Annotated in this window: 27 protein-coding genes; 10 read left to right on the top strand and 17 right to left on the bottom strand. The window is 68.8% G+C overall.

Going from position 1 to position 23,940, the window contains the following annotated elements; translation table 11 throughout:
- Positions 1–5: 5 nt before the first annotated feature.
- Positions 6–491: a hypothetical protein gene (locus ACT53R_RS02475; protein ID WP_476170242.1), complete on the top strand. Its 486-nt coding sequence runs from the start codon at positions 6–8 to the stop codon at positions 489–491.
- Positions 492–572: 81 nt separating this feature from the next.
- On the opposite strand, the gene ACT53R_RS02470 is transcribed toward ACT53R_RS02475, so the two are convergent.
- Together ACT53R_RS02470 and ACT53R_RS02465 are read right to left on the bottom strand one after the other, a co-directional pair.
- A complete protein-coding gene (locus ACT53R_RS02470) occupies positions 573–809 on the bottom strand; it encodes a GlsB/YeaQ/YmgE family stress response membrane protein (protein ID WP_476170241.1) in 237 nt (78 codons plus the stop codon).
- A gap of 152 nt (positions 810–961) precedes the next feature.
- Positions 962–2,470 (bottom strand): M20 family metallopeptidase, encoded by a 1,509-nt coding sequence (locus ACT53R_RS02465; RefSeq protein ID WP_476170240.1) that lies wholly within the window; start codon positions 2,468–2,470, stop codon positions 962–964.
- Between the two features lie 265 nt (positions 2,471–2,735).
- Here ACT53R_RS02465 and ACT53R_RS02460 point away from each other — a divergent pair, with 265 nt between their 5' ends.
- The 3 genes from ACT53R_RS02460 to ACT53R_RS02450 all read left to right on the top strand — a co-directional run bounded on the left by ACT53R_RS02460 (position 2,736) and on the right by ACT53R_RS02450 (position 4,753).
- Positions 2,736–3,071: a ComEA family DNA-binding protein gene (locus tag ACT53R_RS02460; RefSeq protein ID WP_476170239.1), complete on the top strand. Its 336-nt coding sequence runs from the start codon at positions 2,736–2,738 to the stop codon at positions 3,069–3,071.
- A 124-nt stretch (positions 3,072–3,195) separates the two neighbouring features.
- On the top strand, positions 3,196–3,795 hold the full coding sequence (locus ACT53R_RS02455; RefSeq protein ID WP_476170238.1) for a HutD/Ves family protein: 600 nt from the start codon (positions 3,196–3,198) through the stop codon (positions 3,793–3,795).
- A 154-nt stretch (positions 3,796–3,949) separates the two neighbouring features.
- On the top strand, positions 3,950–4,753 hold the full coding sequence (locus tag ACT53R_RS02450; protein ID WP_476170237.1) for an oxygen-binding di-iron domain-containing protein: 804 nt from the start codon (positions 3,950–3,952) through the stop codon (positions 4,751–4,753).
- 34 nt (positions 4,754–4,787) lie between these two features.
- Here the strand turns inward: ACT53R_RS02450 and ACT53R_RS02445 are convergent, their stop codons facing one another.
- The 3 genes from ACT53R_RS02445 to ACT53R_RS02435 all read right to left on the bottom strand — a co-directional run bounded on the left by ACT53R_RS02445 (position 4,788) and on the right by ACT53R_RS02435 (position 8,607).
- The gene (locus ACT53R_RS02445) at positions 4,788–5,450 is read right to left on the bottom strand and encodes a PepSY-associated TM helix domain-containing protein (RefSeq protein WP_476170236.1); all 663 of its coding nucleotides are present in this window, start codon (positions 5,448–5,450) and stop codon (positions 4,788–4,790) included.
- A gap of 64 nt (positions 5,451–5,514) precedes the next feature.
- Positions 5,515–6,201 carry a Fe2+-dependent dioxygenase gene (locus tag ACT53R_RS02440; RefSeq protein ID WP_476170235.1) on the bottom strand — a complete coding sequence of 229 codons (687 nt, stop codon included), beginning with the start codon at positions 6,199–6,201 and terminating at the stop codon, positions 5,515–5,517.
- A gap of 21 nt (positions 6,202–6,222) precedes the next feature.
- Complete coding sequence (locus ACT53R_RS02435) at positions 6,223–8,607, bottom strand: TonB-dependent receptor (protein ID WP_476170234.1); 2,385 nt, start codon at positions 8,605–8,607, stop codon at positions 6,223–6,225.
- 220 nt (positions 8,608–8,827) lie between these two features.
- On the opposite strand from ACT53R_RS02435, the gene ACT53R_RS02430 reads away from it, so the two are divergent.
- From ACT53R_RS02430 to ACT53R_RS02420, 3 genes are read left to right on the top strand one after another with little or no spacing between them, the layout of a single operon-like run.
- Positions 8,828–9,511 carry a histidine phosphatase family protein gene (locus tag ACT53R_RS02430; protein ID WP_476170233.1) on the top strand — a complete coding sequence of 228 codons (684 nt, stop codon included), beginning with the start codon at positions 8,828–8,830 and terminating at the stop codon, positions 9,509–9,511.
- A complete protein-coding gene (locus tag ACT53R_RS02425; RefSeq protein WP_476170232.1) occupies positions 9,508–10,773 on the top strand; it encodes an acyl-CoA dehydrogenase family protein in 1,266 nt (421 codons plus the stop codon). Before ACT53R_RS02430 ends, ACT53R_RS02425 begins: the two co-directional genes overlap by 4 nt.
- Positions 10,774–10,777: 4 nt before the next feature.
- The gene (locus ACT53R_RS02420) at positions 10,778–11,806 is read left to right on the top strand and encodes a phosphotransferase family protein (RefSeq protein WP_476170231.1); all 1,029 of its coding nucleotides are present in this window, start codon (positions 10,778–10,780) and stop codon (positions 11,804–11,806) included.
- A gap of 157 nt (positions 11,807–11,963) precedes the next feature.
- On the opposite strand, the gene ACT53R_RS02415 is transcribed toward ACT53R_RS02420, so the two are convergent.
- The 9 genes from ACT53R_RS02415 to ACT53R_RS02375 are packed head-to-tail and all read right to left on the bottom strand — an operon-like array spanning position 11,964 to position 18,785.
- Entirely contained in the window at positions 11,964–12,287 is a 324-nt protein-coding gene (locus tag ACT53R_RS02415) for a Rieske (2Fe-2S) protein (RefSeq protein ID WP_476170230.1), read from the bottom strand.
- Positions 12,284–12,844 carry a GNAT family N-acetyltransferase gene (locus ACT53R_RS02410; RefSeq protein ID WP_476170229.1) on the bottom strand — a complete coding sequence of 187 codons (561 nt, stop codon included), beginning with the start codon at positions 12,842–12,844 and terminating at the stop codon, positions 12,284–12,286. The genes ACT53R_RS02415 and ACT53R_RS02410 overlap by 4 nt, the downstream gene beginning before the upstream one ends.
- Before the next feature lie 11 nt (positions 12,845–12,855).
- The gene (locus tag ACT53R_RS02405) at positions 12,856–14,079 is read right to left on the bottom strand and encodes a cysteine desulfurase (RefSeq protein WP_476170228.1); all 1,224 of its coding nucleotides are present in this window, start codon (positions 14,077–14,079) and stop codon (positions 12,856–12,858) included.
- A complete protein-coding gene (sufD, locus tag ACT53R_RS02400) occupies positions 14,076–15,386 on the bottom strand; it encodes a Fe-S cluster assembly protein SufD (protein WP_476170227.1) in 1,311 nt (436 codons plus the stop codon). The genes ACT53R_RS02405 and sufD overlap by 4 nt, the downstream gene beginning before the upstream one ends.
- Positions 15,383–16,150 (bottom strand): Fe-S cluster assembly ATPase SufC, encoded by a 768-nt coding sequence (sufC, locus tag ACT53R_RS02395; RefSeq protein ID WP_476170226.1) that lies wholly within the window; start codon positions 16,148–16,150, stop codon positions 15,383–15,385. The genes sufD and sufC overlap by 4 nt, the downstream gene beginning before the upstream one ends.
- A 58-nt stretch (positions 16,151–16,208) precedes the next feature.
- Positions 16,209–16,454 (bottom strand): CBU_0592 family membrane protein, encoded by a 246-nt coding sequence (locus ACT53R_RS02390; protein WP_476170225.1) that lies wholly within the window; start codon positions 16,452–16,454, stop codon positions 16,209–16,211.
- Entirely contained in the window at positions 16,451–16,849 is a 399-nt protein-coding gene (locus ACT53R_RS02385; RefSeq protein WP_476170224.1) for an ACT domain-containing protein, read from the bottom strand. Before ACT53R_RS02385 ends, ACT53R_RS02390 begins: the two co-directional genes overlap by 4 nt.
- Positions 16,846–18,315, bottom strand: coding sequence for a Fe-S cluster assembly protein SufB (gene sufB, locus ACT53R_RS02380; protein ID WP_476170223.1), 1,470 nt, complete (start codon positions 18,313–18,315; stop codon positions 16,846–16,848). The genes ACT53R_RS02385 and sufB overlap by 4 nt, the downstream gene beginning before the upstream one ends.
- 8 nt (positions 18,316–18,323) lie before the next feature.
- Entirely contained in the window at positions 18,324–18,785 is a 462-nt protein-coding gene (locus ACT53R_RS02375; protein WP_476170222.1) for an SUF system Fe-S cluster assembly regulator, read from the bottom strand.
- A 196-nt stretch (positions 18,786–18,981) separates the two neighbouring features.
- Here ACT53R_RS02375 and ACT53R_RS02370 point away from each other — a divergent pair, with 196 nt between their 5' ends.
- From ACT53R_RS02370 to ACT53R_RS02360, 3 genes are all read left to right on the top strand, one after another.
- Positions 18,982–19,239 (top strand): hypothetical protein, encoded by a 258-nt coding sequence (locus tag ACT53R_RS02370; protein WP_476170221.1) that lies wholly within the window; start codon positions 18,982–18,984, stop codon positions 19,237–19,239.
- A 78-nt stretch (positions 19,240–19,317) separates the two neighbouring features.
- Positions 19,318–19,803, top strand: a complete 486-nt coding sequence (locus ACT53R_RS02365) for an SET domain-containing protein (protein WP_476170220.1) — start codon at positions 19,318–19,320, stop codon at positions 19,801–19,803.
- A gap of 162 nt (positions 19,804–19,965) precedes the next feature.
- Positions 19,966–22,200, top strand: coding sequence for a DUF5916 domain-containing protein (locus ACT53R_RS02360; protein ID WP_476170219.1), 2,235 nt, complete (start codon positions 19,966–19,968; stop codon positions 22,198–22,200).
- Positions 22,201–22,215: 15 nt separating this feature from the next.
- Here ACT53R_RS02360 and ACT53R_RS02355 read toward each other — a convergent pair whose 3' ends face one another.
- The 3 genes from ACT53R_RS02355 to ACT53R_RS02345 all read right to left on the bottom strand — a co-directional run bounded on the left by ACT53R_RS02355 (position 22,216) and on the right by ACT53R_RS02345 (position 23,714).
- Positions 22,216–22,791, bottom strand: a complete 576-nt coding sequence (locus tag ACT53R_RS02355; protein WP_476170218.1) for a DUF1439 domain-containing protein — start codon at positions 22,789–22,791, stop codon at positions 22,216–22,218.
- 97 nt (positions 22,792–22,888) lie between these two features.
- Complete coding sequence (locus tag ACT53R_RS02350; RefSeq protein ID WP_476170217.1) at positions 22,889–23,176, bottom strand: helix-hairpin-helix domain-containing protein; 288 nt, start codon at positions 23,174–23,176, stop codon at positions 22,889–22,891.
- A gap of 163 nt (positions 23,177–23,339) precedes the next feature.
- A complete protein-coding gene (locus ACT53R_RS02345) occupies positions 23,340–23,714 on the bottom strand; it encodes an HU family DNA-binding protein (protein ID WP_476170320.1) in 375 nt (124 codons plus the stop codon).
- Positions 23,715–23,940: the final 226 nt, after the last annotated feature.

Below are 23,940 nucleotides of genomic sequence, written 5' to 3'. Positions count from 1 at the left end.
TCGCGATGCTGCCGTTCGCGCAACGGGTGTCGGGGATCGTCCGTTCGCGGGCGGTCCGGTGCGCGGCGGCGGTGCTCTGTGTCCTCGCACCGTGGGCGGCGGATGCCGCTTCCAGTACCGCTGTCCGTGTCGAGGAACACTACAATTTCATCGAAGGCTGGCGCGGCGCCGGCGGCATCTGGAATTTCGCGGGCTACCGCCTGGTTTGCCGGCGGGACGATTTTTGCGGCATCTCCGGCGAAGGTGACACTCTCATCGACGTTCTGGGCCTGCATCGCGAGCGCCACGGGCGCGTTTCGCGTTTCGTCTGTACGGCGATCAGGCGCAATACACCGGCATTGTTCTGCCAGCCTGGCGAAGTGCTGTTCGAGTTGCACGAACGCGGCAAGCGGCAGCCGATCACCGTGTGGAAAACGATGCAGCCGTTGTTGCCGGAAAACGAAAAGCCCGGCGTCCGTTTCCGCCGCGTGCCGCCAGGAACGCCGCTGTGATCGTCCGGTAACCGCGCGCCACGCATGACGACGCCCGGCCCCCGCCGGGCGTTCGCGTCAGGGGCAGGCGATCGATGCAGGCTATTTCTTCTTCCGCATCGATTCGTAGACGAACAGGATCAACACGGCGGCGAGGATGGCGACGATCCAGGTCCGCAGCCCGTGGCCCGCATACAGATAGCCGCCCACCGCCGCGCCGGCGATGCCGAGCAGGATGGTCATGATCCAGCCCATGGGATCGGCGCCGGGTTTGACCAGCCGGGCGAGCAGGCCGATGACCGCGCCGCCGAGGATGTGGCCGAAGATACCTTCGAACATGAGGATGCCTCCACTGCCGGGCGCCGGACTGACGCGCGCACAGCCTACGCCCGACGTTGCAGTGCGACATGGAGCACAGGCATTTCGCACGGACGCAAACGACGACGCCCCGGATCGGCCGGGGCGTCGCGTCGGCAACCTGGCGGGGCGGATCAGCAGCAGCCGTGGCTGCCGTGCTGTTCGCCGCCGGCCACCGCGGCGGTGCCGGTGGTTTCGCCACGCACGCTGGCTTCGCGGTGCTCGGCGATCACGCGCGCCACGCAGGCGGTCACGCGCTTGCCCATCGGGATGTGCAGGAACTCGTTCGGGCCGTGCGCGTTGGAGTGCGGGCCCAGCACGCCGGTGATCATGAACTGCGCGCCGGGGAACTTCTCGCCGAGCATGCCCATGAACGGGATCGAGCCGCCTTCGCCCATGTACATCGCGGGCTTGCCGAAGGCATCGCGGCTGGCGGCGTCGATGGCCTTGTCCAGCCACGGCGTCATCGTCGGCGCGTTCCAGCCTGACGAGGCCTTTTCCAGCTCCAGCGTGACTTCCGCGCCGTACGGCGGGTCCTTCAGCAGCGCGGCCTGCAGCAGTTCGCCGGCGCGCTTGCCGTCGAGCGTGGGCGGCAGGCGCAGGCTCAGCTTCAGCGCGGTGTGCGGACGCAGCACGTTGCCCGCCGACGACAGCGGCGGCATGCCGTCGACGCCGGTGATCGACAGCGCCGGACGCCACGTGCGGTTGAGCACGAGCTCGGTGAGGTCGCCGCGCATCGGCGACATGCCGGGCAGGAACGGGAACTTGTCGTAGATCGCGCTGCCCAGCACTTCGGCGCACTTGCGCGCCTGGGCGTAGCGATCGGCCGGCACTTCGACGTGCAGGCCGTCGATGAGGATGCGGCCGCTGTTCTGGTCCTCGATCCGCGCCAGCAGCTGGCGCAGGATGCGGAAGCTCGACGGCACGATGCCCGACGCATCGCCCGAGTGCACGCCTTCGGACAGCACCTTCACGGTGAGGTTGCCGCCGGCGAGGCCGCGCAGCGAGGTGGTGCACCACAGTTGGTCGTAGTTGCCGCAGCCGGAGTCGAGGCAGATGACCAACGAAGGCTTGCCGATGCGTGCGGCGAGATGGTCGACGTAGGCGGGCAGGTCGTAGCTGCCGGATTCCTCGCAGGCTTCGATCATCACCACGCAGCGCGCATGCGGCACGCCCTGCGCCTGCAGCGCCTGGATCGCGGCGAGCGAACCGAAGATCGCGTAGCCGTCGTCGGCGCCGCCGCGGCCGTAGAGGCGATCGCCCTTCAGCACCGGCGTCCACGGGCCGAGGCCGTCGTCCCAGCCGGTCATTTCCGGCTGCTTGTCGAGATGGCCGTACATCAGCACGCAGTCGTCGCCGGTGCCGGCGTCGGCGCTGGCGGGCACCTCGATGAAGATCAGCGGCGTGCGGCCGGGCAGGCGCACCACCTCGACCTGCATGCCCGGCACGTTCTGCGCGCGCGCCCAGCGCTCCATCAGCGACACCGCGTCGTCCATGTAGCCGTGCGCGACCCACTCGCTGTCGAACATCGGCGACTTGTTGGGGATGCGGATGTAGTCGACGAGCTGCGGAACGATCTCGTCGTCCCATTTCTGGCCGACGAAGGACTGCAGCGCGGTCGACTCGATGCGGGTGGAATCCATGGAGGCTTGGTCCGGTTCGGAAACAGGCCGGCATTGTACGCCCCGCCTGCCGCGGGGTCGGAATTTCCCGACCCCCGCATGCGGCGTTGCCCGGCACGAGGTCGGGCGATCCGGCGATGCGGCCGACCCCCGTCGATCCGGAAACTGTCCCTGTCGACGCAGCGCAGCCAACACGGCCCGCCACCGTCAACGACGCAGGACCCGCGGCACCACCGCCGCACAGACCTTCACATCCGACACCCACTTCATTCCGAGGAGATCCGCCATGTTCGCCACCAAGACCCTGAACGCCATCATCGCCGCCGCCACCCTGTCGATCGCCCTCATGGGCAGCGCCTTCGCCGCGGAGCGCGTCAACATCAACACCGCCGACGCCGCGACGCTCGATCGCGTGCTGGTCAACGTCGGTCCCGCCAAGGCCGAGGCGATCGTCGCCTACCGCAAGGCGCACGGCCCGTTCCGCAGCCCCGAGCAGCTCGCGCAGGTGCAGGGCATCGGGCTGAAGACGGTCGAGAAAAACCGCGAGATGATCCTCGTCGGTGGCGGCGCGCCCGCCGCGGCGGCGGCGAAGCCGGCGATGCCGGCCCCGCGCGGCCGCTGATCCATCTCGCCGCATGCACGCAGGCCGCGCTTTCCGCGCGGCCTGCGCGCGTTCGTGCGTTCGCTGGCGCATGGAGCGCGCGACAGCCTCCGCTACACTCTGCCGCGTCCGCATGGAGACCGGCATGTCGTCCTTCCTTCGCCCGCTGCCCGCCCACGATTACCGCCGCGAACGCTGGCGCAACGGCCAGGGCTGGACGCGCGAAGTGCTGCGCATGCCGGCGGGTGCGGACGACTGGGACTGGCGCCTGTCGATCGCGGAGATCGAGCAGGATGGCCCGTTCTCGTCGTTCCCTGGCATCGAACGCGAGCTGGTGCTGCTGCACGGCAACGGCATGCGCCTGCGTTTCGACGACGGCGAGGTTCGCGAGGTGCTGCCGCCGCACGACCGCGTACGCTTCGCGGGCGAACGGACGCTCGCCTGCGAACTGATCGACGGCCCCACCCACGATCTCAACCTGATGTGGCGGCGCGACCGCATCGCGGCCGAACTGTGGCATCGCCCGCTGGTGGGTTCGATGGTGCTGTTCGTCGAACCCGCCGAGCAGTGGCTGGTGTACCTGCTGTCCGGTCGTGCACATTGCATGCACGGCGATGACATCGTTCACATCGGGATGGGCGATAGCCTGCTGCTATCGGCCAACGCGGCGCGCGAACGGTTTGCAATCGATGGCGGTGGCGAAGCGCTGATCGCACGGCTCCGCAGGCGCACGCCGGAAGTGTGACTGCAGGCGGTTCTCATTCGCGAACCCCGGCGAGGAACGCGATATTCGACCATCGTCACGGTCATGCATGGGGCGGGATGTTGAGCACGATCAAGGACTGCCCGGCGATGCGTCCTTACCCTGCGCGCACTTCATTCGTACAGGGGCGAACCACATGGGATTCGTGCTTTTCGATTCGGACGGACACCGGTGCATCGCCTACAACGACCTCGTTCGCGGCGACGACGGCGTTCAGGCCAACCAGTTCCTGGTCATCCACGGCGAGCGTTCCGCCCTGATCGATCCGGGCGGCGCGCTGCTCTACAACCCGCTGGTGCTGGCACTGGGCCGCGATGTGCGCCCGCACCAGATCGACCTCGTGCTGTGTTCGCACCAGGACCCGGACATCATCGGTTCGGTCGACAAGTGGCTGCTCTACACGCAGGCCACGGTCGTCTGCTCCAAACTCTGGGGCCGCTTCGTGCCGCACCTGGTGCCGCGCTACATGGAGAACGCGGGCCGCGAGCGCTACCTGCTGGTCGATGACGAAGGCGCGCGCATCCCGCTGGGCGACAGCGCCGAGCTGATCGCGTTGCCGGCGCACTTCCTGCACTCGGTCGGCAACCTGTCGTTCTTCGATCCGATCAGCCGCATCCTGTTCTCGGGTGACGTCTGCTCGGGCCTGGTGCCCAGCGGCGCGCCGTACGGCTTCGTCGAGGACTTCGACAGCTACCGCCCGTGCATGGAGGCCTTCCATCGCCGCTACATGGCCAGCAACCGCGTGCTGAAGCTGTGGGTGGACATGGTGCGCGAGCTCGATCCGGAAATGATCGTGCCCCAGCACGGCATGCCGTTCCGCGGCGCCGCGCAGCGGTCGCTGCTGGATTGGCTGTCGGGATTGCAGTGCGGCGTGGACCTGGTCGGGCCGATGAACTTCCGGCCCAAGGTGACGCGCTTCGCGACGCCGGCGCAGTACTGACCGCGCCGGCGCCGGGCGTCACACCTGGCAATCGTCACAGCAGGTTCGGCACCAGCACCAGCAGCGTCACCACCACCGAGGCGCCGAACACGCTGAGGATCATCTGTTTCGGCGTGCGGTTGCGCGCCCACAGCAGCAGGCCGGAGATCCCCAGCAGGATCATGCCGATCGCGAAGCTGTCGCCGAGCAGGCGCCAGCCCGCGCCGCCGGCCACCGCCTTGTGCAGGCGCGTGAACGCGGCGAGGGCGCTGTGCTGTGTGCGCTTGAGTTCCGCCGTGTCCGCGCCGGGCGCGTACTCGACCGACCAGCTCTCGCTCGCGGTGCCGCCGCTGAGCGACCAGCCCGACGGGCCGCGACGCTCGCCACCTTTCTCGCCGCCGCGGCCTTCCGGCTTCGGCTTGCGGATGTTCTGCGCGTCCAGACCCTGGCTGTCGCGCAGCCACAGCGACAATTCCTCCGCGCTGGTCCGCGCTTCCGCGGGTACCGCGAGCGTGGTACGCCCGATTTCGTGGCTGTCGCCCTGCGGCCAGGCGTTGTCGCCGAAGCGATGGCTCATGATCAGGCCGGTGGTGCCGTAGAGCACGGCGGCGAGGGCACCCCATGCGCCGATCCACAGGTGGAGCTGGCGGATCCAGCGATGCATCGAGGTGCGGGGACGGGCGGCAGGACGGTTCGAAGTGGTCGCGGTGGCGGACATGGCGAAGACAGGTTGCAGGAGGGGGTGAACGTGGAACGAACGAGAGGCCGCGTCGGTTGACGGCTCAGGTCTCGGCCCATTGTCGCAACAGGTTGTGATAGACGCCGGTCAACCGCACCAGCGCGTCATGGTCGCGCAGTTCGGCCGTGAGCTGGCGGATCGAGACATCGAGCTCGAACAGCATGCGGCGTTGCGTGTCGTCGCGCACCATGCTCTGCATCCAGAAGAACGAGGCGATGCGCGCGCCGCGCGTCACCGGCAGCACGCGATGCAGGCTCGTGCCGGGATACAGCACCATGTGCCCGGCGGGCAGCTTCACGCGTTGCGTGCCGTAGGTGTCTTCGATCTCCAGTTCGCCGCCGTCGTATTCGTCCGGATCGGCGAGGAACAGCGTCGCCGACAGGTCGGTGCGCACGGGATCGACGCCGCCGCGGCTGCGGTCGTAGCGCACGGCGTTGTCGACGTGCCAGCCGAAGGTCTGGCCGTCCGCGTAGCGGTTGAACAGCGGCGGATAGATCCGCTTCGGCAGCGCCGCGGCGAAGAACGTGCTGTTGCGCGACAGCGCCGTGAGGATGCGTTCGCCCAGCGCCTTCGCCGCCGGCGAGGTTTCCGGCAACTGTGCGTTGTCCTTGGCCATCGCCGACTGGTGGCCGGCGGTGATGCGCCCGTCCGCCCAGTCGGCGGCGTCGAGCGCGGTGCGGAACTCGGCGACCTGCGCGGCGTCGAGCACGTCCGGAATGGCGAGCAGCATGGCGGGGGTCCCCGTGTCCGATCAGAAGCGCCAGGTGGCCGTCAGCGTGGCCGAGCGGCCTTCGCCGGGCGTGGCCCAGCCGTTGCCGCCGGTGACCGTGGTGCCGGTGAAGGTGATGTTGTTGCGGATGCGCGTGTAGTACTCGGCGTCGGCCAGGTTGTTGACGTTGAGCTGCAGGTCGAGCCGATCGTTGACGGCATAGTTCACCATCGCGCGCTGCACCCAGTACGCATCGGTCCAGTACAACTGGCGGCCGTCCAGCGTGTTGTTCTGGACCACGAAGCGGCCCTGGTAGGTCGCGCCGTAGCCGAATGTCCACTTGCCGGTGGTGTAGGTGGTCCAGAGGCTGCCCGAATGCTTCGGCGTGTTGGCCAGCGGATTGCCGGCGAACGGATCGCGGTCGGTCGCGCTGTTGCCGCAGGCGGTGCTCGGGTTTTCCAGGCAATTCGACGAGACGCCGCGAATCACCGCGCTGTCGAGATACGTGTAGTTCGCGAACACCTGCCAGCCCGGCAGCAGCGTGCCGGCGATGCCCAGCACCGCGCCGTCGACGCGGGCGCGGCCGTCGAGCTGCTGTTCGCCCGCGGGATTGTCCGGATTGCCCGGATCGGCGACGCGGTAGTTGCGGCGCTCGTTGCGGAACACCGCGGCGGTGAGCGCGAGATTGCGGTTCGGCAGTTCCCACTTGGTGCCGAGCTCGATGTTCACCGCGGTCTCGGCGCCGACGTCGCAGTTCGCGGTGCCGGTGGTGCTGGTCAGCGTGCAGCTGCCGTTGACCGAGGCGCGTGACGGTGTCTTGCTGTTCGCCCACGACAGGTAGACGGTGCCGGCTTCGGTCGGCTTGAACACCAGGCCCGCGCGATAGGACAGCAGGTTCTCGTCGTTGCGCGCCAGCGGATTGACGCCCAGCAGCTGGCCGCGCGTGGCATTTGCGGTGGAGACGATCCACGTCTTCGTCGCGCCGCGGTTGCGGTCGTAGCGGGCGCCGAGGTTGAGCATCCAGCGCTCGCCGAACTTCAGCGTGTCGAAGACGTAGGCCGCGACGGTGTCGAGGTCGCCCTCGCTCTTCGCGCGGCGGAAGGTGTTGATCGGCCCGCGCCAGACGTTGTCCGGATGATGCAGGTCCATCGGCGGATAGCCGCTGGCGTTGTCGGGCACCGGGCTGCCGTCGGCGTTGAAGAACACGCCGTCGTTTTCCAGCGAGAACGATTCGGTCGAGAACGCCGCGCCCGCGACCAGCGCGTGCCGCACGGCGCCGGTGGCGAAGCGCGCGGTGATGTCGGTCTGGCTGATCGCCAGCGTGTTGCGGGTGTCGCGCACGTAGCCACGCGGACCGCTGTCGGGCAACCACGTGCCGGCCGGCTGGCCGTTCGTGCACGGGCGGTTGGTGTACGGATCGGTGCCGTCATCGAGGCACCAGTGGCCCTGCAACGCGGTCACGTTCGACACCTGGTCGACCTGCTGGAAGCGGGCGAGGCTGCGCAGCGTCACCGCATCGCCGAAATCGTGCTCGAACACGCCGATCAGCATGTCGACGTCGCTGGTCTGGCGCGAGACGTTGCGATAGCCGAAGTAGGTGCTCGGGTCGACGCCCGGCAGCGGGCCGTCGTGGTAGCCGTTCAGCGCGAACGGCACGCCGTACTGCGGCACGTTGTCGTCGTGCTGGTGCAGGTAGCTCACGGTCACGCGCGTGTCCGTGCCCAGTCCGAACGCGAACGACGGCGCGATGCCCCAGCGGCGGAAGCGTTCGACGTCGCGGCCCGGCACGTCGTTGCGGTGGTTCATCACGTTCAGGCGGAACGCGGTGCCGTTGCCGAAGTCCTGGTTGATGTCCGCGGTGGCGCGCGCGTACGCATCGGTGCCGACGCCGAACGCGTAGCTCTGCGCGTCGCCCTGCTGCGGGCCCTTGCTGACCAGATTGATGTTGCCGCCGACCGAACCGGCGCCGGACATCGTCGAGTTCGCGCCGTTCACCAGTTCGATCGATTCGAGGTTGAAGGTGTCGCTGCGGGTGTACTGCGCGCTGTCGCGCACGCCGTCGGTGGTGATGTCGCTGCTGGCGGTGTAGCCGCGCAGGGTGATGCTGTCGCCGTAGCCGCCACCGCCTTCGCCGGCACCGAAGGTGATGCCGGGCAGGGTGCCCAGCACGTCGCGCAGGCCGAGCAGGTTCTGCTGCTCGATCACCGCGCGGTCGACGACGGTGATGGTCTGCGGGGTGTCGTTCAGCGACTCGGTGTACTTCGGCGATTCAGCCTTGCGGACCGTGGTGCCGACCACTTCGATGGTGTCGATCTCGGCGGCGCCGGCGGCGGCATCGGCCACCGGTTCGGCCAGAGCGGGGCCGGCGGCGAGGGTCAGGGCGATGGCGAGCGGGGACAGCCGGGCGGGGGATGAGCGATCGGTCATGGGAATCGGTCGATGCGGGCCCACGGTGATCGCAGGCGCTTCAGGAGAGTGAACGCATAGTAATGAGAATCATTATCAAATGAAAGGGTGGCTTGTCCGAATCCCGGCCGCTTGGATGGCTTCCGCGCGCGCTCTACGATGCCGGGCCCCCTCAGGAAACCCTCCCCTTGTCCCTGATCGCCCCCGCGTCCTGCCCGTCTTCGCCCCGCGGAGCCGCACCATGAGCCTGCTGCTGGTCCGCCACGGCCAGGCGAGCTTCGGTACCGACGACTACGACCGCCTGTCCGATCGCGGTTGGGACCAGTGCCGCCGCCTCGGTGACTGGCTGGTCCGCGGCGGGCACCGGTTCCGCACGGTCGTGGTCGGCGGCATGCGCCGGCACCAGCAGACCGCCGACGCCATCGCCGACGCCTTCCTCGCGCACGGCACGCCGCTGCCGGCGCCCGTCGTCGACGAGGGCTTCGCCGAGTTCGACCACCATGCCGTGTTCCAGGCGTATCTCGATCGCGATCCGGAAGACCCGATCGCCGTCGCCAGCCGCAGCGGCGAGCCGCGCGACGTCGGCGCAATGCTGCGCGCGGCGCTGCTGGCGTGGGCGCGCGACGAACTGCCCGGCGTGCCCGAGTCGTGGGACGTCTTCGGCCGCCGCGTACAGGCCGCAGGTGAGCGCCTGGAAGCACTGGCCGGCGACGACGAGGCGCTGGTGCTGACCTCCGGCGGCGTGATCTCGCGGCTGGCGCAGCACGCGCTGGATGTGCCGATCGAGCGCGCGGTCGAACTCAACCTGTCGCTGCGCAACAGCGCGCTGTCGGAGTTCCATCCGCACGGCGGCCGCCTGCGCATGGGCTCGTGGAACGCGCTGCCGCACCTGCACGGCGAACGCGCGCTGTGGACGTACTATTGAAGGCCCTTGCCGTGCTGCCGACGATGACGCCCGACGCCCCCGCCTCGCTGTTTCCCTTTTCCGAGCGCTCGCGCCGCCTGCAGGCCGAGGTGCGGCGATTCCTCGACGAGAAGATCCTGCCGGCCGAGGCCGCGCTGCAGGCGCATGTCGACGATCCCGCGACGCGCTGGACGATTCCGCCTCTCACCGAAACGTTGAAGGACGACGCGAAGGCGCTGGGCCTGTGGAATCTGTTCCTGCCGCCACACGCGGGGCATGGCGACGTCGCGCACGGCGCCGGCCTGAGCAACCTCGACTACGCGCCGATCGCCGAGATCATGGGCCGCAGCCTGTTCGCGCCGGAGATCTTCAACTGCAACGCGCCGGACACCGGCAACATGGAAGTGCTGCTGCAGTTCGCCACGCCGGAGCAGCAGGTGCCGTGGCTGCGGGGTTTGCTCGACGGCCGCATCCGCTCCGCGTTCGCGATGACCGAACCCGCGGTCGCCAGCTCCGACGCCACCAACATCGCGCTGCCGATCGTGCGCGACGGCGACGACCTCGTCATCGACGGTCGCAAGTGGTGGACCACCGGTGCCGCCGATCCGCGCTGCAAGGTGCTGATCGTGATGGGCGTCACCGATCCCGATGCGCCGGTGCATCGTCGCCAGTCGATGGTGCTGGTGCCGATGGACACGCCCGGCGTGCGCGTGCTGCGGCCGCTGACCGTGTTCGGCTACGACGACGCGCCGCACGGCCACGTCGAGATCGAATTCACCCGCGTGCGCGTGCCGGTGGCGAACCTCCTCGGCGTGTCCGGCAGTGGTTTCGAGATCGCGCAGGCGCGGCTCGGCCCCGGGCGCATCCATCACTGCATGCGCCTGATCGGCCTCGCCCAGCGCGCGCTGGAGGCGATGGTCGCGCGTGCCCGTACCCGCGAGGCGTTCGGTCGGCCGCTCGGCGGCCACGGCATGGCGCAGGAAGCGATCGCGCTGTCGCGCTGCGAGATCGAACAGGCGCGGCTGCTCACGCTGCAGGCCGCGGCGGCGCTGGACGCGCACGGCAACAAGGGGGCGAAGGATCTGATCGGCATGATCAAGATCGTCGCGCCGCGGATGGCCTGTGCAGTGATCGATCGCGCGATGCAGATCCACGGCGCGGGCGGCCTGTCGCAGGATCACTTCCTCGCCCAGGCCTACGCCGGCGCGCGTTCGCTGCGCCTGGCCGACGGCCCGGACGAAGTCCACCTCGCCGCGCTCGCGCGCTCGATGCTCAAGGGATGAGGCCATGACGCACCCGCTGGACCTGCCGGCCGACACGCTGGCGACGTATCTCGAAGCGCACGTCGACGGCTTCCGCGGCCCGCTGGCCGCGACCAAGTTCAAGGGCGGGCAGTCGAACCCGACCTACCGCATCGACGCCGCCAGCGGCACGTACGTGCTGCGGCGCAAGCCGCCGGGCGTGCTGCTGCCGTCGGCGCACGCGGTCGATCGCGAATTCCGCGTGCTGCAGGCGCTGCACGGCGGCGCGGTGCCGGTGGCGACGCCGCTGCACCTGTGCGAGGACACGGCGGTCATCGGTTCGATGTTCTACCTGATGGCGCACGTCGACGGCCGCATCTTCTGGGACCCGTCGCTGCAGGAGTTCGAGCCCGCCGCGCGCGCCGCGCATTACGACGCGATCGTCGACACGCTGGCCGCGCTGCACGCGATCGATCCCGCGGCGGTCGGCCTCGCCGACTTCGGCAAGCCGGGCAACTATTTCGAACGGCAACTGCGGCGCTGGACCGAGCAGTACCGCGCCAGCGAGACGCGGCCGATCGTGGCGATGGACGCGCTGATCGACGCGCTGCCGCCGCGCTGTCCCGCCGACGACGGCACCGTCGCGCTGGTGCATGGCGATTTCCGCATCGACAACCTGATCTTCGCGCCAGATACCGCAGGTCCGCCGCGCGTCGCCGCGATCGTCGACTGGGAGCTGTCGACGCTGGGCCATCCGCTCGCCGACCTCGGCTACTTCTGCATGGCGCTGCGATTGCCGCGCAATCCGGCGCTGCCGGGGCTGGCCGGTCTCGATCGCGTGGCGCTGGGCATTCCCGACGAAGCGGCGCTGCTCGCGCGCTATGCGGAACGCAGCGGCCGCGCGATCCCCGAGGACTGGCCGTTCGTGCTGGCCTTCAGCTTCTTCCGCCTTGCCGCGATCGCGCAGGGCGTGGCGAAACGCGCCGAGCAGGGCAATGCCTCCAGCGAGCAGGCCGCGCAGGCCGGTCGCATGGTCGAATTGCTGGCGACGCTGGGGCTCGACGCGCTGGGATGATCGTGGCCAACGTGCGCCGCGCTGTCCTGTGGGAGCGACGGGAGTCGCGACGGACTGCGGAAAGATCTTCTTCGATTCGTCGCGACTTCCGTCGCTCCAACGAGAAGCGATTGCGGCTTGTTCAAGGGTTTCGATCCGAGGCAAGCCTTTTGCAATGTCACTCGCGATCGTCGCGCACCCACACGCCGCCGTGTTCGATCTTCACCGGGAATTTCGCGACGGGATCGTAGGCGGGTGCGCACAGGGCGCGGCCGTCGCGCAGGTCGAAGCGCGCGCCGTGCAGCACGCAGGTGATGCTGCCTTCGACCGGATCGACATCGCCGGAGGACAGCTCGAATTCGTCATGCGTGCATTTGTCCTCGACCGCATACAGCTCGCCGTCGAGGTTGACGACGAGGATCGGCGTGTCGTCCGCCCACACTGTGGCCTTTTCGCCCGGCAGCAGTTGCGCCGTCGGGCACACGAACACCCAGTCGCTCATGCGGCGGTCTCCGTCAGCGGTTTCTCGAGGACCTCGAAGCGCAGGCCGGCGCGCTTCGGTACGCCGTAACGCGGGTCGTCGCAGGGGAACGGCTTGAACACGCCGGTGCGGACGTAGCCGCGGCGCTCGTAATAGGCGACCAGTTCGTCGCGGCAGTCGATCACGGTCATGCGCATGCGCGCGGCGCCAAGCGTCTCGCGCGCGACACGTTCGGCTTCCGCCAGCAGCATGCGGCCGAGGCCGCTGCCCTGCAGATCCGGGCGGATCGAGAACATGCCGAACGACACCGTGCGTACGCCGTCGTCGGCGGGCACGATCGCGACGTGTGCACAGCCGATCGCGCGACCGTCGTCGCCGGCTTCCGATGCGAGCAGGATGAGACTGTCGGGCGCGTCGAGATCGGCGCGCAGCATGTCGGCATCGATGCGCTGGCCGTCGAGCAGGTCGGCCTCGGTGGTCCAGCCCTGGCGGCTGGCGTCGCCGCGATAGGCCGAGGTGACCAGCGCGATCAGCGCGGGGATGTCGTCGTGTGTGGCGAAGCGGTAGACGGGCGTCATGAAGGTGGGAATCAGCCGAGCAGGCGACGGACCTTGCGGATCGCCTCGGCGAAGCGCTCGATCTCGTCGTGGGTGTTGTAGAACGCGAGCGAGGCGCGGCAGGTCGCGGGCACGCCGTAGAACTGCAGCAGCGGATGCGCGCAATGCTGGCCGCTGCGCACCGCCACGCCTTCGAGGTCGAGCAGGGTCGCGAGGTCGTGCGCATGCGCGCCTTCGACCAGGAAACTGATGACGGCCGCTTTCTCGGGCGCGGTGCCGAGGATGCGCAGGCCGTCGATCGCGGTCAGCGCCTCGGTGGCGTGGGCCAGCAGCTCGGTCTCGCGCGCTTCGATCGCATCCATGCCGATCGTCGACAGGTAGTCGACCGCGACGCCGAGGCCGACGTGGCCGGCGATGTTCGGCGTGCCGGCCTCGAAGCGGTGCGGCGGATCGTTGAACACGGAGCCTTCGAAGCGCACTTCCTTGATCATCTCGCCGCCGCCGAGGAACGGCGGCATCTGCGCCAGCAGTTCGCGCCGCGCCCACAGCGCGCCGGTGCCGGTCGGGCCGCACATCTTGTGACCGGTGAGTGCGTAGAAATCGCAGCCGAGCGCGGGCACGTCCACCGCGCGGTGCGGCACCGCCTGCGAGCCGTCGACCACGGTGACGATGCCGCGCTTGCGCGCTTCGCGGCAGATCTCGCGCACCGGGTTCACCGTGCCCAGCACGTTGCTGACATGGGCGAGACCGAGCAGCTTCACCTCGCCGGTCATGGCCGCGTACAGCGCGTCGAGGTCGAGCGAGCCGTCGGGCAGGAGTTCGGCGACGCGGATCGTCGCGCCGGTGCGTTCGGCGACGAGCTGCCACGGCACGATGTTGGCGTGGTGCTCCATCCGCGTGAGCAGGATGACGTCGCCGGCCTTGAGTCGCGGCAGCGCCCACGAGTACGCGACGAGGTTCAGCGCGAACGTGGTGCCGTTGCACAGCACCAGGTCGTCGCGATGCACCTTGAGGAAGCCGGCGAGCTTCGCTCGCGCGCCTTCGTAGGCTTCGGTGGCTTCGGTGCCCAGCGCGTGCACGGCGCGGCTGACATTCGCATTGTGGCGGCGATAGAAATCGTCGACGGCGTCGATCACCGCCGACGGCTTCTGCCCGGTGTTGGCCGAGTCGAGATAGATCAGCGGCTTGCCGTGGACGACGCGCTGCAGCAGCGGGAAGTCGGTGCGGATCGCGCTCCAGTCGGGCGTCGTCGTCATGCCGCAGCGCTCCCGAGGCGGGCCAGCGCGGCGTCGAGCGTGGCTTCCAGCGACGCGCGCAGCGCGGCATCGTCGATGCGGGACAGCGTCTCGCGGCAGAACGCGGCGGTGAGCAGCGCGCGCGCTTCCGCTTCGGGGATGCCGCGCGAACGCAGGTAGAACAGCGCAGTCGGATCGAGTTGGCCGACGGTCGCGCCGTGCGCGGCCTTCACTTCGTCGGCGTGGATGACCAGCACCGGCTGGGTGTCGATCTCGGCATTCGCCGACAGCAACAGGTTGCGGTTGGACAGGTCGGCGTCGCTGCCGTCGGCGCCGGCGCGGATGGTGATGCCGCCGTGGAAGACCGCACGCCCGCGATCCGCACCCAAGCCGCGCCAGCGCAGCGCGCAGGTGGTGTCGGGCGCGATGTGTTCGATGCCCAGGCGCGTGTCGAGATGGCGCTTGCCGTCGGCCAGCAGCATGCCGTCGGCGGCGAGGCGCGCGCCGAGGCCTTCGAGGCGCACGTTGAGTTCGTGCCGCGACAGCGCGGCGCCGAGCTCGAGATCGAGGCGGACGTAGTGGGCGTCGCGTGCGAGCACGGCATCGGTGCGCGCGAACACGCTGGCGCCGGCGTCCTCGTGCTGCACGCGCACGTGCCCGCAGCTGCTGCGCTGGCCGAGATGCAGGTGCAGCACGTGGTTCGACAGCCCTTTGTGCGCACCGAGCGCCAAATGATGTTCGACCAGCACGAGATGGCTGTCGTTGCGCAGGTCGACGAAGTGGCGCAGGTGCGCCGCCGTGTCCGGCGTGCGCCCGCTGGACACGAACACCAGGTGCAGCGGGAAGGCGCCCGCGGTTTCGCGATCGAGCCGGATCACCGCGCCTTCTTCCGCGAGCGCGGCGTTGAGGGCGGCAAAGACTTCGTCCGCGCCGGCGTAGCGGCAGCCGAGGAAGTTGGCATCGCGCGGTTCCTGCGTGCGCAGCACCTCGGAGAGTGGTTCGACGGTGATGCCGGGCATGACGATCGCCGAGACGCCGCTGCGGGCCGCATCGTGGCGGCCGTCGACGAATACCAGCCGCGGGAACGGGATGGCGGCGAGCGCCGCGTCGAGCCGGGCGCCATCGACCGGCGCATCGCTCGCCGGTGCGAACGCGCGGCGCTCCAGCGCGCGCAGTGACGTGTATTTCCAGGCCTCGCTGCGCGGGCCGGGCAGGCCGTCGCGCAATGCGGCGTCGAGCGCCGCGCGCCGGGACGGGCCCAGCGCCGCGGCCTCGGGCTGCGCGAGGCCGTCGAACGCGGCCGCGAACGAATCGAGCAGCGCGCTCATCGGGTCGCCTGCTCCGGCGCGACGCGATCCTTCAGCCACGCGTAGCCGTGCGCTTCGAGTTCCAGCGCGAGTTCCGGGCCGCCGGTCTGCACGATCTTCCCGTCGGCCAGCACGTGCACGACGTCCGGCTTGATGTAGTCGAGCAGGCGCTGGTAGTGGGTGATGACGATGAAGGCGCGATGGGGGCTCCGCAGCGCGTTCACGCCATCGGCGACGGCCTTCAGCGCGTCGATGTCGAGGCCGGAGTCGGTTTCGTCGAGGATCGCCAGCTTCGGTTCCAGCACCGCGAGCTGGAAGATCTCGTTGCGCTTCTTCTCGCCGCCGCTGAAGCCTTCGTTGACGCCGCGGTGCAGCAGTTCGTCCTTCAGGTGCAGGATCGCCAGCTTCTCGCGCACCAGGCGCAGGAACTGCATCGAATCCAGCTCGGCCTCGCCGCGTGCGCGACGCTGCGCATTCAGCGCGCTGCGCAGGAAGTAGGTGTTGTTCACGCCCGGGATCTCGACCGGGTACTGGAACGCCAGGAACACGCCTGCAGCGGCGCGCGCCTCGGGTTCGAGGGCGAGCAGATCGTTGCCGTCGAAGGTCACGCCGCCGGCGGTGATCTCGTAACCCTCGCGTCCGGCCAGCACGTTGCCGAGCGTGGACTTGCCGGCGCCGTTGGGGCCCATGATCGCGTGGACCTCGCCGGGTTTCACGTCGAGCGTGAGCCCCTTGAGGATGTCCTTGCCGGCGACGCGGGCGTGGAGGTCGGTGATGGTCAGCATGCGGGGATCTTCGGAAGTGGGTGTCGCGCCGGTGGAGGCGATTCGATCGAAAGGAAGGTCACGGTGCGGTGTGCGGACGCCAGCGCAGCAGGCCCCAGCCGGCCACGGCGACCCAGACGCCCTCCAGCACCACGAATGGCATGAAGTGCACCAGCCATGCGGAATAACCGCACAGGGCCGCGCCGACCATGTTCATGGCCAGGAAGGGGCGGGAATGCTCGGACAGGAGCCTGCGCTGGTTGAGCACGAAGCCGACCAGCAGGATGCTCACGCCGAGGGTGCCGATCACGTCGCTGGAGGTCATGCAGGAGGTCTCGTGGTCAGTGCGTGCAGTGCGCGCATCGCGTCGTCGCGTCGCGCCCACGGCACGAACAGATGGTCGTGGTAGTAGGCCGACACGACGTTGCAGGGGATGTCGACGTCGGCGAGCGCGGCCGAGATCGCGGCCATCATGCCGACGGCGTCGAGGCTGGAATGGATGCGCAGCGTGATCTGCGCCCACGGCGGTGCGTCGTCGCGTTCGTCGGTCGCGGGGACGATCACCGTCGTGCCTTCGTCTTCGCGGAACAGCAGCAGCGCGTCGGCCGGCACCGACGTGTCGTGCGCCTGCGTGCGGATCGCGCGCGGCTGCGGCGCCAGCACGGGCGCGAGGCCCGCGAGCAGCCGCGACAGATCGGTTTCGCCGACGATCGCGTTCATCCCACCGAGCCCTCCAGCGAGACTTCCAGCAGCTTCTTGGCTTCGACGGCGAACTCCATCGGCAGCTCGCGGAACACCGAACGGCAGAAGCCGTCGACGATCATCGACACCGCGTCCTCTTCGGAAATGCCGCGGCTGCGGCAGTAGAACAACTGGTCGTCGCTGATCTTCGACGTGGTGGCTTCGTGTTCGACGGTCGCGCCGGGGTTCTTCACCTCGATGTACGGGAACGTGTGCGCGCCGCACTGCTTGCCGATCAGCAGGCTGTCGCACTGGGTATGGTTGCGCGCGCCGTCGGCGCCGCGCTCCACCTTCACCAGACCGCGGTAGCTGTTCTGGCCGCGGCCGGCGCTGATGCCCTTGCTGACGATCTTCGACTTGGTGCGCTTGCCGACGTGGATCATCTTGGTGCCGGTGTCGGCCTGCTGGCGATGGTGCGTGAGTGCGACCGAATGGAACTCGCCCGTCGAGTCGTCGCCCAGCAGCACGCAGGAGGGATATTTCCAGGTGATCGCCGAGCCGGTCTCGACCTGCGTCCAGCTGATCTTGCTGCGCGCGCCGCGGCACTCGCCGCGCTTGGTCACGAAGTTGTAGATGCCGCCGATGCCGTTTTCGTCACCCGGGTACCAGTTCTGCACCGTCGAGTACTTGATCTCGGCGTCGTCCAGTGCCACCAGCTCGACCACGGCCGCGTGCAACTGGTTCTCGTCGCGCTGCGGCGCGGTGCAGCCTTCAAGGTAGCTGACGTAGGCGCCTTCCTCGCACACGATCAGCGTGCGCTCGAACTGGCCGGTGTTCATCGCGTTGATGCGGAAGTAGGTGCTCAACTCCATCGGGCAGCGCACGCCCTTCGGGATGAACACGAAGCTGCCGTCGGAGAACACCGCCGAGTTCAGCGCGGCGAAATAGTTGTCGCCGACCGGCACCACGCTGCCGAGATATTTGCGGACGAGGTCGGGATGTTCCTTGATGGCTTCCGACATCGAGCAGAACACGATGCCCTTGTCGGCCAGTTCCTTGCGGAAGGTCGTTCCGACGCTGACCGAGTCGAACACCGCGTCCACCGCGACGCCGGCCAGCTTCGCGCGTTCGTGCAGCGGCACGCCGAGCTTGTCGTAGGTGTCCAGCAGTTCCTGCGGCACCTCGTCCAGCGACTTGTACTTCGGACCCTTGGGCGCGGCGTAGTAGCTGATGGCCTGGAAGTCGATCGGCGCGATCTCCAGCTTCGCCCAGTGCGGCGGCGTCATCGTCAGCCAGTGGCGATAGGCGGCGAGCCGCCACTCGGTCATCCACTCCGGCTCTTCCTTCTTCGCCGAGAGGAAGCGGACCACGTCCTCGTCCAGCCCCGGCGGCAGGGTGTCGGTCTCGATGTCGGTGACGAAGCCGGCGGCGTAGCGTCGGCCGAGCTGTTCGAGGATCTCGGCGTTCTGCGGCGCGGGCGTGTCGGAAGTGTCGATGGCGGTCATGGCGATCCTCAGCCGGCGGTGAGGGCGAGGGGAATGGCGCGGCGCGGGGCGAGGTCGCCGTCGGCCGCGGGCGGCATCGCCATTTCGGCGAGGCTGACCCGGCGCAGGGCATCGGCGACGACATCGTTGATGCGCCGCCAGTTGGCGCGCGCGCCGCAGGAATGGGCGATGTCGCACTGGCCTTCGTGGCCGCTGCACTCGGTCATCGCCAGCGGGCCTTCCATCGCCTCGACGATCTCGACCAGCGTGATCTCGCTGGCCGGCCGCGCCAGCCGGTAGCCGCCGGCGACGCCGCGAAAGGCCCGGACCAGGCCGGCCTGGGCCAATGGCTTCAGGACCTTGGCGACGGTCGGCGGCTCCAGCCCGGCGCGCTCGGCCAGCCCGGCGGCACTGAGCACCGCCCCGGTCTCGGCGGCGAGCACGGTCAGCACCACGGTGGCGTAGTCGGTCAGCTTGGTGACGCGGAGCATCGGTTGCGGTGCCGGATGGCGGCGGGCGGAAAAAGAGGACCGAAATTGTACGCTTTCGCTGCCGGCGGCTCAAACGACCGGGTTCATCCGGCGCCGGATGACGCCTGTCACCTGTGATGGCTGACGCCCGTGCGTGGTCCGGTCGGTGCCGCTGCGGAGAATGGGCCGCGTCCACTCCCGGACGCAGGAGCCCGCCATGCACACCCGCACCGCCACCCCGTCCCCGATCGAAACCGCGCTGCACGCCGCCGTCGGCCAGCTCGTCGAGCGCGCGACCGCCGCGCCGGCCGCCTCCGCCGAGGCCGGCCGCACGCCGTGGCTGCGCTGGCTGATCGCGCTGGGCGCGGTCTTCCTGGCGTGGAAGGCCTGGCGTGGACTGAAGTCGCTGTTCTGGACCGCGTTCGGGCTAGGCATGGCGCTGTTCTGGAGCGGCGCCTGGCACCGGATCTTCTGAAACGCGCCGGCATCGCGCCTGCACTGGGCGGATCGGCCATAATCGTCGACTCCACCTCGTCGTTCCGGATCCGCGTCCATGCCGAAGAAGAAGATCGTCGCCCGCCTGTCCCCCATCCACGGCAACGGCGTGTTCGCCGACGAGGCGATCCGCAAGGGCGACCGCATCGTCCGCTACAAGGGCAAGGTGCGCAGCCATGCCGAGGTCGACGAGCTCTACGGCGAGCAGCAGGAGAACGGCCATACCTTCCTGTTCACGCTCAACGACGACTACGTGATCGACGCCAACGAGGACGGCAACATCGCGCGCTGGATCAACCACAGCTGCGCGCCGAACTGCGAGGCGGTGCAGGAAGAGAACGCCAAGGGCAAGAAGCACAAGGACAAGGTGTTCATCGAGGCGATCCGCGACATCGCGCCGGGTGAGGAACTGACCTACAACTACGGCATCGTGCTCGACGAGCCGCACACCGCGAAACTCAAGAAACTGTGGGGCTGCCGCTGCGGTTCGAAGCACTGCACCGGCACGATGCTCCAGCCCAAGCGTGGTCGCGGCAAGGACTGACGCGCGTCCACACCGCGCTCTTCCGACACGCGACGTCCGCGCGATCCGCCAACATCGGCAAAGCCCCCGGTGACGGCGGATGCGGCGCGGCATGACCAAAGACAGTCGTCGATCGCCCGCTGATCGCGCAGCATGCGCGCACTTCAACGCGGGAGTTCCCCGATGCGCGTCTGGCTGCTGCTCGCGGTCCTGTGCCTGCCCCTGCCGGCCTTCGCCGTCGACATCGACGGTCGCATCGATACCGGCGAATGGGCCGGCGCGAAGCACATCGACGATTTCCGTCTGACCCAGCCGCTGAGCCGCGCGCCCGCGCCGTACCCGACCGAAGCCTGGGTGTTGTCGACGCCGGACGGACTCGCGATCGCGTTCCGCAACCACCAGCCTGCCGAGGTGCCGCGCACGCGCCAGCGCTTCCAGCGCGACAACAACGGCAACGTCGACCGCATCAATGTGTACGTCGATTTCGACGGTGACGGTCGCACCGGCTACAACTTCATGCTGGCGATGTCCGACAGCATCGGCGACACCACCATCGCCAACGAAAACCAGTTCAACGCCGACTGGGATGGCGCGTGGCGGCACGCGGTGTCCGAGGACGCCGAAGGGTGGAGCGCCGAGCTGCTGATCCCGTGGCACATCGCGCCGATGCGTGACACGCCCGGCGACACCCGCAGGATCGGACTGTCGCTGGATCGCGTGATCGGCGACACCGGCCAGCGCATGTCGTGGCCCGCGATCAGCTTCAACGAGCAGCGTTTCCTCGGCGCGCTGGAGAAGATCGAGGTGCCCCGGCACGAGCAGTCGCTGCTTGCGATCACGCCGTATGTCGCCGGCCTGCAGGACCTGGTGCATGGCGGTGCCGACATCGATGCCGGTGCCGACGTGTTCTGGAAACCGAACGGTCGCTTCCAGCTCAGCGCCACGCTCAACCCCGACTTCGGCCAGGTCGAGAGCGACAGCATCGTCGTCAACTTCAGCGCGATCGAGACCTTCTTCGGCGACAAGCGCCCTTTCTTCACCGAGAACCAGAGCTATTTCGAGATCCCGTTCGGCTCGCTCGGCAATGCGCAGCAGCTGATCTACACGCGTCGCGTCGGTGCGCCGTCCGACGATGGTAGCGGCTCGGGCGACGTGGCCGCGGCGGTGAAGATCAACGGCAGCGCCGGCGGCTTCGGCTACGGGGTGTTCGCCGCGAGCGAGCACGGTGAGGTCGGCCGCGATTTCTATGCGCTGCGCGCCACCCGGGATTTCGCGGGGCAGGGCATCGGTGCGACGCTGACGCGCGTCGAACGCCCGTTCCTCGATCGCGAGGCGACGGTCGCCGCGCTCGACCATCGCTGGGCGCCGACGCCGGCCTGGAACGTGCGCACGACGCTGGTCGGTTCCGACATCGCGCAGCACGGCGCGCATGTCCGTGACACTGGCGGACAGGTGCGCATCGACCACCAGATCGACCCGGTCTGGCGCCAGCAACTGTTCCTGCTGCATACCGGCGGCGACCTGCAGCTCAACGATTTCGGCTTCCTCGACCGCAACAATTTCAACTACGCGCGGTACGAGCTGTCGCGCCGCATCACCGACCTGCCCGAGACCTCGCCGTACGCCTCGCACCAGTGGCGCTATGCGGTGTCGCGGCGACAGAACGACGATGGCGTGAAGATCGCGGATGCCTTCGCGTTCAACCGCCAGAGCGAACGTCGTGATGGTGGCAGCCAGTTCTTCGAAGTCGCCGGCTGGTCGGCGGGGCATGACGACTTGATCACCCGCGGCCACGGCGTCGTCGATCTGCCGGCGCGGCTCTACGCCTTCGCCGAGCGCTCGTTTCCGAAGAAGCGACACTGGGCGTTCTACGGCAGCCTGAATTTCGATTCGCAGGGGCTCGACGGCGTGCACGGTGGCAGTTGGACGGTGTATGCGGAGCCGTCGTACGCGGTCAACGACGACCTGAGTTTCTTCGGCGGGCTGCAGTTGCAGCGCAACGCCGACTGGGTGCTGTGGCGCGGCGACGATCGTCTGGGCACCTTCGCCTCGCGACAGGCGCTGCTCAGCGCCGGCTCGGTCTGGTTGATCGGCGGCAAGCAGGAGTTGCGGGTACGGCTCGAAGCGCTGGGCCTGGACGCAAAGGCGCGGCAGGCCTGGCGGGTGGCGGCCGACGGTCGGCCGGTGCGCAGCGCGGATCCGCTCGACGATTTCGCGCTGCGCAACCTGGGTTTCCAGGTGCGTTATCGCTACGAGTTCGCGCCGCTGTCGTACCTGTACGTGGCCTACGTGCGCGGCGGCTCGCGGTTCGGCAGGGGCGAGGGCCCGTACAGTGCAGGCGAGGAGCTGGCCGGCGCCTTCGATCTGCGCGACAGCGAGCAGTTGCTGGTGAAGCTGTCCTACCGGTTCGAACTCTGAGCCGGCCCGCTGCGGTCAACGATCGAGCTTGACCACGACCCGGCCGTCCTGCACCAGCGTGCCGGCGATGCGGCGCTCGCCGAGCTTCGCCTTCAGCTCGGGATCGACCCGGTAGACCGGCTCGCTGCGAGCGTAATCGCGCAGCCAGCCGTTGATGAGTTCGCGGCCGGTGGCGTTCATGCGATTGCCGAGCACCGGCAGTTCCGCCGATTCAAGCTCCGGCTCGTCGAGATACAGCGCGCTGGTCCGCGTGTCGTAACGCAGGCCGCTGGTCACGGCGAAGTGGCCGGCCGGCCGGTCGCCGTCGAGGCCGAAGCCGTCGATGCCGACGTCGAAATCGAGGTGCAACCGGGTGTCGGCCTTCGGGATGGCGACGCGCGGGCTCATCACCCGCAGCGTCGCCAGGCCGCCGAGCTGTGCGTAATCGCGCGGGTACTGGCGATCGAGATAGGTCTGCAACTGTGCAGCGGAGAAGGCGACCTGGTTGCCGATCAGCGCCTGTGCGGTGTCCAGCGCTGCACAGCCGATGAGGCTGGCGGTGAGGGCGAGGGTGGCTGAGGCCAGCAGGAAGCGTCGGCGCGAAACGGGCATGGTCGGTCTCCGGACGGATCGGCGCAGCATCGTCGCACGGTGGTGAATGCGAGGTGATCCCGCGGGCGATCGTCGGGGCGATGGTCGCGGGAACCGTTCAGCCGTGGTCGAGCAGTGCTTTGCGCTCTGGCGTGTAGTGCCACCATGGGCGGGCCGGTGCGCCACGCATGAAATCCACGGCGGCGAGGAACACGTCGATCACGCAGGGATCGTGGCGCACGCCATCGGTGTCGCACAGGCGGCGGTACAGCGCGAAGGCGTCGCAGCCTGCCAACTCCGCCGGAGCCCGCAGCCCGAGGCGGGCGAAGTCGTCCGCGGTGGCGGGGCCGACATTCGGGATGTCGATGAAGCCGCGGACCTCATCGGCACAGCGGGCCTTGGCCATGATGCTTGTTTCCGGCATGTGCTTCCGGTGCGGAAGCGACGGCGGACGGAGATGCTCGATGCCGATGACGCCGGCATCAACGAATCAGGCCGGATTCCGTTGGGATATCCGGCCCTTTCTTGTGTCGCCGCGGGCGGACCCGCGGCGCCGGACACCGCGGCGATCAGGCCGTGGCGGCGTCCTTGAGCTTCTTCATCGGACGCACCTTGACCTTGACCGTGGCCGGCTTGGCAGCGAAGACGGTTTCCTGGCCGGTGAAGGGGTTGATGCCCTTGCGCTTGGGCTTGGCGGCGACGCTGACGGCGGTGATCTTCAGCACGCCCGGAAGCACGAACTGGCCGGCGCCCTTCTTGCCGATGGAGGCGTGGATGGCGGCCTCGAGCGCGGCCATCACGGCGCGGACGTCCTTCGCGGCGACTTCGGTCGCACCGGCGATATGGGCGACCAGCGCGGACTTGCTCATCACGTCCTTGATCGGTTTGGCGGTGGCGGGCTTGGCCGCCGGCTTCTTGGCAGGGGACTTCTTCTTGGTTGCCATGAGAATTCGTTTTCCTCGTCGGATGGTTGATCTGTCTCGGGCCGGCGGGCCGGCATGCGCACTGTAGGCCAAGGCATGGGCGCCGCCAAGTCCTTTGCACGCCTTTTTGCCTGTTTTTTCAGGCATCTTGTGCGTCTTTGGCTCGTTTCAGCCGACGGCAGGCGTGTTTTCCACTGCGACATGCCGGAAACTGCCGGGGAAAATCCGATCCGGAAAGGGATGGGGA

The organism is Lysobacter sp. DMC104 (genome assembly GCF_056313665.1).
Note: the sequence above shows the minus strand (reverse complement) of the source record. Positions and strands in the feature narration are given on the sequence as shown.